Raw genomic sequence first — 12,420 nt, forward strand, 5'->3', positions numbered from 1 at the left:
TTACGGATGGCTTGAATGTTCTCTGTCCAATTCGTGTTTAGGTTAAATGTCAGCTGCATGCGATCGCCACCCAACCAGAGGTTGCATTGGACGGAACCCGAATTCTGATGACACGCTAGAGTTGGCTACCGCTGTTGAACTTGATCGGTAGCCCGCTTTGACATAGAGAAATAGCAATTTGCGTTTTTATCACGCTTGACAGGGTTATCTGGGAGATCCTATATTAGAGCGAGCGCTCGGAATAAAATTTTCATGCCTAAAGTCGTTGATTTCGAGAAGCAGCGAAAAGAGATTCTGTTCAAATGCTTCGATTTGTTCGCGCAAAAGGGGTACGCGAACGTGACAACGCGCCAGCTTTGTCAGGAAATTGGAGTATCTACCGGAGCACTCTATCACTACTTTCCTAGCAAGAAAGCCTTGTTTGAGCAGCTAGTAGACGAGATTAGCCACCAAGATACCCTTCTACTTAAGGAAGCAGTAGGAGAGACTTTGGAGGAACGGATTAAAGCATTAGGTCAGCTTCTAATTCAGCATGAAGCCCATTTCATCAAGCAAGCAATCATTTGGATTAACTTCTATCAGCACAACGATGCACAAGAAATCCAAGCTAACCCCACCTTTCAACAAGTAGACGATCGCTATCAGCGAAGTATGTCTGCTCTGTTGGGCATTCAGGAGCCCAAAATTGCCCGATTTATTTGGACACTGATTAATGGAGTGTTAATTGAGCAAGTTGGAAATGAAGACCTCTCATTTGTGGAACAAATTGATCTGCTGACGCAAATGCTCATTGCCTATTTCGAGAAAAACAAAAGTCTCATTAGCTAACGCTTCTCATTGAATCTATAATCCGCAGGCAATAGTCTGTGTTTTGTTGAATAACGAGCGCTCGATATAAAAAACTTTGGAGAGTTGAACTGATGAAATTGTTGGACTTGCTGAAGCAACTATCTGATGCTGAAATTCAGCACCAAATTCATTTTCAAATGCTGATTATTTTGAAATCCTTCACAGCAATGCTAGCTGGAGAGGAGAGCTTACAGTCTGTAGGTGAATTGTCTGCAGCACTGATCGAAACGCCTGCTTTCGATTTAGCGGCCAAGTCTCTCAAGTCAGATCCAGAGGCTGCCGCCCTGATTCGAGAGCGTTACATGGCTCCACCTCACGATTTAGATAAACTGTTGCATTACCCTGATGCTTCTTTGGGACATATCTATGCAACTCGAATGAAACAGCAGAGCTTTGATCCTGATTTGTATTCTCATATGACGATCGATTCTGATGGGAGTTATGTCGAAGCACGCTTAGGTCAAACTCACGACATATGGCACATCATTACTGGGTTTAATGTCTCTTCGATAGGTGAAATTGGTCTGCAAGCCTTTCATCTTCCCCAGTTTCCATACCCGTTGGCAACGATGTTGATTGCAAATGCTTTGATTTCCAGTACTTTACTGGCTCCCCACGAGCTACCCAAACTCACCCAAGCGATCGCTCAAGGGCTAGAAATGGGACGGATGGCAAAATCTCTCTTTGCCCAGAAATGGGAAGAAAACTGGGATAAGCCGTTATCTCAGTGGCAAGTTGAACTGAATATCCGTCCAATCTGTTAAATATTCGCAAGTTTGCCTGTTCTTAACTTTTGGAGGCAGGCAAACTGCGATCGCTGATTCAGCCACAGCAATTTGATACTCATGAATACAAATGAATACAAATTTAGAGAAAACCCTGCGCCACATTTTTTCTAATTACCGTGGCTCGATTCTACTAACGTATGGACTTACCCTGCTAGAAAATTTGTTTGAACTGATCCATCCTCTGACAATTGGCATTGCCATCAATGGATTACTCAAACAGTCTTACGGCAGTATGATGCCGTTCGCCGCTGCTTGGTTAGTCCATGCCCTCCTGTCAGTATTTCGACAAATCTATGACACTCGAATATTTTCTCGAATTTATACCAACCTTGCAACATCTACAGTTTTAGAGCAAACCAAGCAAGGCATCTCATTCTCACAAATTGCCGCACGTTCGTCTCTATCGCGAGAATTTGTAAGCTTCTTTGAGCGAGACATTCCAGAGATTATTAACTCCCTCTTTGGCTTTGTTGGGGCATTGGTCATGCTATTCATTTATGACTGGCAAATCGGTTTTTACTGCTTATTACTTTTGCTACCCCTTAGTATTGTTAATTATGCTTATTTTCGTAGAACTCGATCGTTGCATCAGAGACTCAATAATCAGTTAGAATCTGAAGTGAGTGTTTTGAGTTGTCAACAGCCAGATGCTATTCAGTTTCACTATAAAGCTCTCGCTAAGTGGCGTATCCAGCTATCTAATGCTGAAGCAATGACTTGGCTCATACTCGAAATCTTCATTGTTGGTGTGTTTGCAACTATGTTAATTCGCACGGTCATTGTTCTTGGAGCAAAGACTGGCGATATATACGCCATAATTTCATATACTTGGAATTACCGACAAAGCCTCGATCGCGTACCATTTTTAGTGCAACAGTTTAATCTATTGCAAGATATTGGCAGTAGAATATCAGGTGGTTCACCAATATAAAGAATGGAGGAAAACAAGACCGATCAACTGTTTGCCAAGGTATATATGTGCAGCATTATTTAAAAAATCATAGAGTTGGCTGATTCAAAAGTACCTTGATTACACCGATCTAGAAAATTAGAAGCGATCGCCTTTATAAACCCGCCCCACTGACGCAAACGGCTAAAAATCTGCTGAGCGCCAGACCCCACCCGGTAAAGGCTGACCGCCCAAAGCGCTAATTTGCGCTGTCGTCATCACATACATCCAAGCTTCGCCCAAGGGCGTTTGGTCTAGCGCCCACACCGGACGCCATACCCGCTGATACTCGTTTTCGGCAGCAGGGCGATCGCGGCAAAACCCTTCTAGCTGATCTAGCCGCTGCAACACCTGAGGCCGAGCAAAGCTGAGCAACATCCCAATCACCCAGCCATCGCCCACCGTCATTGCCGGGTAGCCCACCGACAAGTGATAGATCTGCCCAGTCGTCATCGCCGCGATCGCCGCTACCCCCTCAGTCCCACAATAGCTTTCGTGATAAAGCTCTCCCGGCTTCAAGGTACCGTAGACAAACACCCTCAGCATATTCCCTGCATAATCTCTAGAACAGCCTCTAGAATTATGTAAACAGTTTTAGCGTAGCAAGCACAGGAGTGGCGGACGTGGAGGCCAAGTACGATCCAGCGGCGATTGAAAAAAAGTGGCAGCAAACTTGGGCCTCAGAAGGACTCGACCAAACCCCTGATGCTACCCGTCAGCCCAAATTCTATGCGTTGTCCATGTTTCCTTACCCATCGGGCAACTTGCACATGGGGCACGTACGCAACTACACCATTACCGACGTTATAGCGCGGGTAAAACGAATGCAGGGCTACCGCGTCTTGCACCCGATGGGCTGGGACGCATTTGGGCTACCGGCTGAAAATGCTGCGATCGATCGCGGTGTGCATCCGGCTAAATGGACCCACCAAAATATCGATCAAATGCGATCGCAGCTTCAGCGCCTTGGCCTCTCCTACGACTGGAACCGAGAAGTCGCCACCTGCGCCCCCGACTATTACTGCTGGACACAGTGGATTTTTCTGCAATTTTTAGCAGCCGGATTAGCCTATCAAAAAGAAGCGGCGGTCAACTGGGATCCTATCGACCAAACCGTACTGGCAAACGAACAGGTAGACAGCGAAGGGCGTTCCTGGCGATCGGGTGCTTTAGTTGAACGCAAACTCTTAAAGCAGTGGTTTCTCAAAATCACTGACTATGCCGAACAGCTTTTGCAAGATCTCGATCAGCTTTCAGGTTGGCCAGAGCGTGTCAAGCTCATGCAAGAAAACTGGATTGGCAAGTCTACCGGGGCGCAGGTACACTTTGCCACCGAGATAGGAGCCGATCTCACAGTCTTTACCACCCGACCCGACACGCTTTGGGGCGCTACCTTTATGGTGCTTTCGCCAGAGCATCCGCTAGTAGAAAAGCTAACGGCACCCGATCGCGTTGCCGCCATCACCGACTATCAAAAAGAAGCCGCCAAAAAGAGCGACCTCGATCGCACCGCTGACAGCCGCGAGAAAACCGGGGTCTGGACAGGTAGCTATGCTCTCAACCCGGTCAATGGCGAAAAAATTCCCATCTGGATTGCCGACTACGTTTTGATGGGCTACGGCACCGGGGCAATTATGGCAGTTCCCGCCCACGACCAGCGCGACTTTGAGTTTGCTCGCCAGTTCAACTTGCCCATTCGCGGCGTTGTTCAGCCTGCCAACGCAGAAGTTGACGCCAACAACCTCACCCAAGCCTGGACGGAAGGCGGCGTCATGGTTAATTCTGGGCCGCTAGACGGCCTCCCGGCGGGGAAAGGTGAGGGAGAAAGCGTCGCAGCGGCGATCGCCTGGTTAGAAGCCCACGGTAAAGGGCAGCAGCAAGTTAACTACCGTCTGCGGGACTGGTTAATTTCGCGTCAGCGCTACTGGGGGGTACCGATTCCGGTGATTCACTGCCCCGACTGTGGCATTGTGCCTGTCCCAGTTGATCAACTCCCGGTTGAGCTACCCGAAGATGTGGCGTTTTCGGGACGGGGAGCTTCACCGCTGGCCAAATTAGCAAGCTGGACGCAGGTACCTTGCCCCACCTGCGGCACCCCCGCCCAGCGCGAAACCGACACCATGGACACCTTTATTGATTCTTCCTGGTATTTCTTGCGCTATGCAGATGCCCGCAACCAGCAGCAGGCGTTTGATCCGGCCAAGGTAAACGACTGGCTCCCGGTCGATCAGTATGTCGGCGGCATTGAACACGCCATTTTGCACTTGCTCTATTCCCGCTTTTTTACGAAGGTGCTGCGCGATCGCGGCTTGCTCAACTTTGACGAGCCTTTTAAGCGGCTTTTGACCCAGGGCATGGTGCAAAACATTACCTACAAAAATCCTAAGACAGGTAAATATGTGCCCATCGATCAACTGTCTGACGCCCAAAATCCGGTTGATCCTGAAACGGGCGATCGCTTAGAAGTCTTCTACGAAAAGATGTCTAAGTCTAAATACAATGGCGTCGATCCCCAGGTGGTATTGGGCAAATATGGAGCCGATACAGCCCGGATGTTTATTTTGTTTAAAGCTCCGCCCGAAAAAGATCTAGAGTGGGACGATGCCGACGTTGAAGGTCAGTTTCGCTTTTTGAACCGGGTCTGGCGTTTGGTGCAAGGTTTTGTAGAATCGCCCGCCAGCGCCAAACCCTCCCCCATTGAACAGGCGGCTCTCAGCAAAGCTGAAAAAGACCTGCGCCGCGCTACCCATACCGCCATCAAAGAAGTGGCAGAAGACGTGGCTGACGACTACCAGTTCAACACCGCTGTCTCTGAACTGATGAAGCTCAGCAACGCCCTATCGGACGCCGCTTGCCCAGACTCGCCCGTATATACAGAAGCGGTACAAACCCTGGTTTTGCTGTTAGCGCCGTTTGCACCGCATATTGCCGCTGAACTCTGGCAGCAGATGGGGCAAAGGGGTTCTGTCCATCTGCAACCTTGGCCTGAGTATGACCCGGCCGCGCTCATTGCCGATGAAATTACGCTGGTCATTCAGATCAAAGGCAAAACGCGCGGTACGATCCCAGTTCCGGCAGATGCCAGCAAAGCCGACCTAGAGCGCTATGCGCGAGAATCGGCGATCGCCCAGCGCTACCTGGAAGGTCAAACGGTCAAAAAAGTCATCGTTGTTCCCGGAAAACTCGTAAACTTTGTAGTTGCTTAAGCTTCGGCTCAAGCCCTGTCAGCGGCAGGAATTGCTCACTTACAGACAGGCTTTTGCCTGCCGCTTATCCACCAGACGGGTCGCTGAATTCAACCGGGTGCCTGATAGAATCATTGTGTAACAGCTCTGACAAACTGATATGTCCTCTTTAGAGCTTGCTCAAGTTCAGTCCAGCATCCGCGTTGGCTTAGGTCGCGTTCTCGTCGTCGAAGATGAAGATCTTATTCGAGAGACAGTGGCCTTGGCGTTAGCCGAAGAAGGGTTTGATGTCTCTATTGCTGAAGATGGGCTAAGCGCCTTAGATCTGCTGGGGGGCACTGTCAACAGTCTGAGTAACTCCCCGCCCGACATTAGCCTAGTCATTCTAGATCTGATGTTACCGGGCATGAACGGTCTAGATCTGTGTCGGCTGTTGCGGCATCAGGGCATGGATGTGCCCATTTTGATTCTCAGTGCTAAAGGCACCGAAACCGACCGGGTGGTGGGTTTAGAGGTTGGCGCTGACGATTATCTGGCTAAACCGTTTGGCATGCGAGAGCTAATTGCCCGCTGTCGGGCGCTACTGAGGCGATCGCGTTTGGCAGCTAAGCAAAACGACGAACCTGTGCTGCGCTTTCAAGATATTATGCTGCACCCGCGTGAATGCCGGGTGTTTTTGCAGGGGGAGGAACTCAGCCTTTCACCCAAAGAGTTTCGCATTTTAGAGCTGTTTATGAGCCAACCGCGCCGGGTCTGGTCACGCGATCAAATTATTGACCAAGTGTGGGGCCATGACTTTATGGGGGACAACAAAACGGTGGATGTCCACATCCGCTGGATTCGCGAAAAGCTAGAGGCTGATCCCAGTAATCCTCAATATTTAAAGACCGTGCGGGGATTTGGCTATCGTCTGGGTTGAACCAACTTTGCCCCCAATCAATCAGGCAGGTATTTGGATAGGCTCAACCACACCATCCACCAGCAGTCAAGAGGGCGTTTAGCAATCTGTGGGGTTTGATTTAGCGGCATATCCGACGCGGCCTGTAGCTGTAGGCGATCGCGCAATGGTGGTCTGCCCGCAGGCAGTAGCTTCTGAAGTGGGGCTGAATGTGCTGCGGCAAGGAGGCAGTGCCGTAGACGCAGCGATCGCGGTGAACGCGGCGTTGTCAGTGGTTTATCCCCACATGACCGGGATTGGCGGCGACTCGTTCTGGCTAATTTACAACGCTGCCGACCACAAAATTTATGGGTTAAACGGTTCTGGACGCGCCGCCCAAGCGGCCACCTGTGAGTTTTATGCCCAGCAAAATCTCACCACGATTCCCCAGCGGGGGCCTTTGGCCGCGATTACCGTACCCGGTACAGTAGATGCTTGGTCAGCAGCCCATCAGCGCTTTGGTCAATTGCCGTGGCCGCAGCTTTTGCAACCTGCGATCGCCCTAGCCGAAAACGGGTACACCGTCACCGATTCCCAGGCTCGCTGGACTCGCCGCGACCAAACACTTCTCGCTGCTGACCCCGGCAGTCGAGCCACCTTTTTACCGGGGGGCAAACCGCCCCAACCGGGTAGCCATTTCACCAACCCGGCACTGGCTCAAACGCTAAAAACTTTAGCCGCCGAAGGTCGTGACGCCTTTTACCAGGGGGCAATTGCCCAAGCGCTGGTGACAGGGTTGCAGTCGCGAGGAGGTATTTTGCAGCTTGCCGATTTTGCCCAGCATCGCTCTACCTGGGTTGACCCCATTAGCACAACCTATCGCGGCTACCGGGTTTATGAAATGCCGCCCAACACCCAAGGCTTTACCGTATTGCAAATTCTCAATTTAATTGAGGCATTTGACCTGAAACAGCTAGGGCTAAACAGTGCTGACTATTATCACCTGCTGGTTGAAGCCACCAAGCTGGCTTTTGCCGATCGCGATCGCTGGCTGTGCGATCCTGATTTTGCCGACATTCCAGTGACGATGCTGATTTCTAAAGCCTACAGCGATCGCCGTCGGGGGCGCATCAGCTTTACCCAGGCCAACCGCTACTTACCCGGTACCTTAGGCGGCGATACCACCTACTCGGCTGTCGTCGATCCGTTTGGTAACGCTGTGTCGTTAATCCAGAGCCTTTATTTTGACTTCGGCTCAGGGGTTGTACCGGGTGAAACCGGAGTCATTTTACAAAATCGCGGTGCTTTCTTTGGCTTAGAAACCGATCACCTCAACTGCATTCAACCCGGTAAACGCCCGTTTCATACGCTAATTCCGGCAATGGTAACGCAGCCCGATGGCCGCCCCAAAATCGTCTTGGGCACGATGGGCGGCGAAGGCCAACCGCAAACCCAGGTAGCTCTCCTAACCCGAATGCTCGACTTTGACCTCGATCCGCAAACGGCGATTGATTTGCCTCGCTGGCTGTGGGGGCGCACTTGGGGAGAATTCAGCGCTCAACTGCGTTTAGAACCGCCTATTGCCGCCGAAGTCGTGGCGCAGCTACGGCAGCGTCAGCACCCGGTTAGTTTGGCCTCTGCCTGGTCTGAGCAAATGGGTCATGCCCATGCCATCGTGATTGATAGCACAACCCATCGACTGCAGGCGGGCTGCGATCCGCGCAGCGATGGTCAGGCGTTGGGATACTAACGCTCATTCATTTCTGCCGCTGGCAAACTCAAGACAAAGCAGCTTCCTGTCCCCAGTTGAGACTTAACATTCAGCGTACCACTGTGCATTTCGGCAATGCGGCGGGAGAGATGCAGCCCCAGGCCGCTACCTGAGCGACGGTGTTTGCCAGGGCGAAACCACTCAAAAATTTGGGTCTGATCTTCTGGGGCAATGCCGGGGCCAGAATCTTGAACTTCCATTTGCACCCAGCGCTGGGGAGGAGATAGGGTTTCGTCGGTGGTGGTGGATAGCCGGATAGCCACAAAGCCCTGGTCGGTAAACTTGATGGCGTTGCTCAAAAGATTGGTTACAATTCGTCGCAGTTCTAAGCGATCGCCAATCACCCTGAACGACGCATCCGCATCAAAATTCAATCTTAAATCCAGCCCCTTTTCACTAGAAAGCGGCTTGAGTTCGCTGGCTACATTTTCAACGAGCGCCTGTAAATCTATCGCAGCTGGCGTCAAACTCTTGTGGCCTGCTTCATGTCGATAGACCTCTAGCAGCGTGTTGGTCATTTGCAGCAAGTTTTTGTTGTTTTCGAGAATATTGGCGATCGCCGTTTTCATATCGCTAGGCGCTTCGCCAAAAGCACCCTCCAAACAGAATTGCAAAACTCGATTGGCCGCAACCAGTGGCGTGCGCAAATCATGGGTCAGGCGGGCAACAAAATCATCACGCTGGCGTAAAATTTCAACCTGTTCGTCAATGCTGTTTTTGAGGCGTAACAGCGATCGTACCCGCGCCATTAGTTCATCAATTTCTACAGGCTTGCGAATAAAATCATCAGCCCCAGCGTCTAAGCCTCTAACAACGCTGGGCTGGTTGTGAGCCGTCGTCAACAAAATAGGAATATAGGGCAGGCTTTTGTCTTCCCGAATGCGCCGCGTTACCTCATAACCATCCATCTTTGGCATCATCACATCTAGCAATACCAAATCAGGTGGAAAGCTGTAGATCGCTTCTAGAGCGGCTTCTCCACTTTGCACGCAGATAATCTCATACCCCGATCCTTCCAAAATAGCTTCAACCAACTCTAGGTTATCTGGCAGATCATCAACCACCAAAATTCTGTCAGATTTGCTATCAGTTTCCAGATTAGTCATGTTGCCACAGACATACTTTTTACTTGAAGTAAAACTTCGTAGATTCAGTTCACCATTCTAACGCTAAGAATTGTTTCGCCAACTCTTCAAATTGGGTTAGCTTTACCCCTTGAATCGCTTTTAGATCTCCTAAATGGGAGGGATGTCAAACTATTTTTTTTAAGCTAAACGACACAGCCATCTGATTGAATTGAGCACTAACCTCTACCCCACAAGCCAATAGCAGCAATCCCTAAAGAGGCTATGAGCAACCCTCAATCAGAGTAAGACGACGTGAGCTTCTTGTCTACCTCTAGGTGACCTTTAGAACTTTTTACAGTTGAAGATTTTATGAGTAAGTTATATACGGCCAGACCTGTTTTTTCCTCTAACTTCTGGCTGATAAAGTTAGCCACTCGGCTTGTCTACGTCTACTGATAGATGACTTTTAGAGCATCCATTGGGAAGCTAAAAGACTGAAAGCCTTAAATAAGACTTTTAGCTGTAATCGCCTTTTTTCTCCTCATTTTATTTGAGTTCCGGAGATATGTTTTTTATGGACGAGATTCAAGTCGCGCTGATTGAGGATCATGATTTAACGCGAGTCGGGTTGCGGACAGCGCTGCAGCAGCATGGCATGAAATTTGTTGGCGAGGCCGCTAACGGCACGCAAGGACTGCAACTGCTCGAACGATCTCACCCTCATGTGGCGATTATTGATATTGGCTTACCCGATATTGATGGCATTGAGTTAACGCGAAAGTTTCGTCAGCAGTCCAGCGCTGAGTCTGCCGATACGCGAACCCGCGTTCTTATTTTGACTATGCATGACAGCGAGGAAGTTGTGTTAGCCGCTTTTGCTGCCGGAGCAGATTCTTACTGCACAAAAGAGGTTCACACGTCTGACCTGATAGTAGCTGTTCAAGAAACGGCTAGCGGTAACTGCTGGATCGACCCTGCGATCGCTAGTATTGTCTTGCGCAAGTTTCGCCAGCAGCCCGCTGGTGCTGACGAAGAAGCTATGGTGCAGATTACTGCGATCGAGCCAGAATATCGTCAAATTTTGGATACTTGCCCCCTGACAGAGCGAGAGCTAGAAATTTTAGATTTAATCGTCGCTGGCCATAGCAACGCCGAAATTGCTGAGAAACTCTACGTGACGGTGGGAACTGTCAAAACCCACGTCCGCAACATTCTCAACAAGCTATGTGTCAGCGATCGAACCCAAGCAGCCGTTCGAGCCTTGCGCTCTGGTTTGGTTAGCTAATTTTTCCAGCAGGCTTTGCTATTAACGCTGTGTGAATGGACTGCTATACTAGTAAGCCGTTGGTTGCCGATGTGGCTCAGTGGTAGAGCACTCGATTCGTAATCGAGCGGTCGCGGGTTCAAATCCCGCCATCGGCTTTTGAGCATGAAGGCTTTCCTTCTACATATTCAATGCTTTCAGCGATTGTCTGGGCAAGATTGGCGAGAAATTGTTGGGCTTTCTTGGCGGGCTTTAGACGCTTTTGGAGTAAAGATTGAGACAAGACAGGCGGTATTGAAACCCCAGTAATCTAAGGAAAGAAGCTCCCATGACAGCTAAATTTTCTCAGTCTTGTTGCAAAGCAAACTGAGCGAAATACCTAGCGTTGCTTTGCGTAGAATTGCAAAAAAAATTCATGAGATCACATGCTCCTAGCGATCGCCTAGCTACGCTTCGGACAGGATCTTCTTGGAGCTAAGCGACTGAGTGAGTTTACGGGAACTGGATCTTCTAAAGACCTGTCGCAGCGACGATTGTGATCTAGTCAAAGATTTTTACGAACCCTGCTTGAAGCGATCGCTCACCTACGATCGCGCGGTTGGCTTTTTTTCCAGTTCTGCCTTGGCTTTAGTGGCGAGAGGACTAACGGCGTTCATTCAAGCCGGGGGCGGATGCGGTTGGTCACGTCGCCCAAGTTGTCTGCAGCAGACATGGCCGCGATCGCTGAAGGACTGGAACAGCGAGATATGGTGCTTCGGGGAATTTAGTCACCTTTGGCGGGTCGGCGAATGAGAGTGAGACTGCACTCCAGCACAATTTTGAGGTGCTAGAGATCTTTACGTCTTGGCAAGTGGGGGTAGAAAAGCGAGCCTTACGGAGAGTCCAAGCGTTTGAGGATTTGTGGCAAAATCGCACAGCTAAAGTTGAGGTGATGCCGTTTCCGGAGGCGGTGCGGCGATGTGAGGGGGGTGGGTAAAGGGTTAACGGTAGAGAGTGAAGGGCAAAGGGGAGTAAGGTTTCGCCATAATGGGAGACAGCATCCCGAATTCAGGTTAATTAACGTCTGATCTTGAGGGCAGGTGTGGCGATGACGGCAGCACTCACGACAGTCAAATGGACGGTAGAGGATTATCACCGCATGATCGATGCGGGCATTTTGACGGATGTGAAGGCGGAACTTCTATGGGGAGAAGTTGTTGAGATGGCTCCAGAGGGGAAACCTCATGCTCACCTCAGCAGCAATGGGGCTGACTATATTCGAGAACAGTTGGCGGGAGAGGTGAAGGTACGAGAGGCCAAGCCCATTACCCTGGCGGATGATTCGGAACCGGAGCCGGATATCGCGGTGGTGCAAGACTTAGGGGATGCTTATCTGGAGCACCATCCGTTTGCAGAAAATGTGTTTTGGCTGGTGGAATATGCAGATGCCAGTCTGAAAAAGGATTTGGAGAGTAAGCCACTGCTGTATGCCGAGGTGGGGATTCCTGAATATTGGGTGGTGAATCTGAGGCGGATGGAGTTGGTGGTGTTTACGCAACCGGAAAATGGGCGTTATCAGCGCCAGAAAAGGTTGATTGAGGGGCAGGTAAGTCCGGTGATGTTTCCCCAGATCAGCTTGGCGGTCAATCGATTTATTCGTCGCTGAGGGGGTGAGATGAACGGTCATCCTA

General features: G+C 50.2%; 11 protein-coding genes and 1 tRNA gene. 10 read left to right on the plus strand and 2 right to left on the minus strand.

What is annotated here, in order from left to right:
• The first annotated feature begins 252 nt into the window (after positions 1–252).
• The 3 genes from ACTS3T_RS01705 to ACTS3T_RS01715 all read left to right on the plus strand — a co-directional run bounded on the left by ACTS3T_RS01705 (position 253) and on the right by ACTS3T_RS01715 (position 2,568).
• Positions 253–828 carry a TetR/AcrR family transcriptional regulator gene (locus ACTS3T_RS01705; RefSeq protein ID WP_377963180.1) on the plus strand — a complete coding sequence of 192 codons (576 nt, stop codon included), beginning with the start codon at positions 253–255 and terminating at the stop codon, positions 826–828.
• 92 nt (positions 829–920) lie between these two features.
• Positions 921–1,613, plus strand: a complete 693-nt coding sequence (locus tag ACTS3T_RS01710) for a Coq4 family protein (protein WP_377963178.1) — start codon at positions 921–923, stop codon at positions 1,611–1,613.
• Positions 1,614–1,704: 91 nt separating this feature from the next.
• Positions 1,705–2,568, plus strand: coding sequence for an ABC transporter six-transmembrane domain-containing protein (locus ACTS3T_RS01715; RefSeq protein ID WP_377963176.1), 864 nt, complete (start codon positions 1,705–1,707; stop codon positions 2,566–2,568).
• Between the two features lie 162 nt (positions 2,569–2,730).
• Here ACTS3T_RS01715 and ACTS3T_RS01720 read toward each other — a convergent pair whose 3' ends face one another.
• Entirely contained in the window at positions 2,731–3,132 is a 402-nt protein-coding gene (locus tag ACTS3T_RS01720) for a gamma-glutamylcyclotransferase family protein (protein ID WP_377963174.1), read from the minus strand.
• A gap of 77 nt (positions 3,133–3,209) precedes the next feature.
• On the opposite strand from ACTS3T_RS01720, the gene leuS reads away from it, so the two are divergent.
• From leuS to ggt, 3 genes are all read left to right on the plus strand, one after another.
• A complete protein-coding gene (leuS, locus tag ACTS3T_RS01725; protein WP_377963190.1) occupies positions 3,210–5,792 on the plus strand; it encodes a leucine--tRNA ligase in 2,583 nt (860 codons plus the stop codon).
• A 139-nt stretch (positions 5,793–5,931) separates the two neighbouring features.
• Positions 5,932–6,690 carry a response regulator transcription factor gene (locus ACTS3T_RS01730; protein WP_377963172.1) on the plus strand — a complete coding sequence of 253 codons (759 nt, stop codon included), beginning with the start codon at positions 5,932–5,934 and terminating at the stop codon, positions 6,688–6,690.
• Between the two features lie 145 nt (positions 6,691–6,835).
• Positions 6,836–8,398, plus strand: a complete 1,563-nt coding sequence (ggt, locus tag ACTS3T_RS01735) for a gamma-glutamyltransferase (protein WP_377963188.1) — start codon at positions 6,836–6,838, stop codon at positions 8,396–8,398.
• Here the strand turns inward: ggt and ACTS3T_RS01740 are convergent.
• Positions 8,395–9,525 (minus strand): hybrid sensor histidine kinase/response regulator, encoded by a 1,131-nt coding sequence (locus ACTS3T_RS01740; protein WP_377963170.1) that lies wholly within the window; start codon positions 9,523–9,525, stop codon positions 8,395–8,397. The genes ggt and ACTS3T_RS01740 overlap by 4 nt on opposite strands.
• A 535-nt stretch (positions 9,526–10,060) precedes the next feature.
• Between ACTS3T_RS01740 and ACTS3T_RS01745 the strand changes: the two genes are divergently transcribed.
• From ACTS3T_RS01745 to ACTS3T_RS01760, 4 genes are all read left to right on the plus strand, one after another.
• Positions 10,061–10,771: a response regulator gene (locus ACTS3T_RS01745; RefSeq protein ID WP_377963168.1), complete on the plus strand. Its 711-nt coding sequence runs from the start codon at positions 10,061–10,063 to the stop codon at positions 10,769–10,771.
• Positions 10,772–10,836: 65 nt separating this feature from the next.
• Positions 10,837–10,908: transfer RNA gene (locus ACTS3T_RS01750), tRNA-Thr, on the plus strand.
• Between the two features lie 665 nt (positions 10,909–11,573).
• On the plus strand, positions 11,574–11,726 hold the full coding sequence (locus ACTS3T_RS01755) for a hypothetical protein (RefSeq protein ID WP_377963166.1): 153 nt from the start codon (positions 11,574–11,576) through the stop codon (positions 11,724–11,726).
• A 111-nt stretch (positions 11,727–11,837) separates the two neighbouring features.
• Complete coding sequence (locus ACTS3T_RS01760) at positions 11,838–12,395, plus strand: Uma2 family endonuclease (RefSeq protein ID WP_462934642.1); 558 nt, start codon at positions 11,838–11,840, stop codon at positions 12,393–12,395.
• Positions 12,396–12,420 lie beyond the last annotated feature (25 nt).

Source organism: Almyronema sp. (assembly GCF_052168255.1).
Classification (GTDB): domain Bacteria; phylum Cyanobacteriota; class Cyanobacteriia; order Phormidesmidales; family Phormidesmidaceae; genus Sphaerothrix; species Sphaerothrix epifaneia.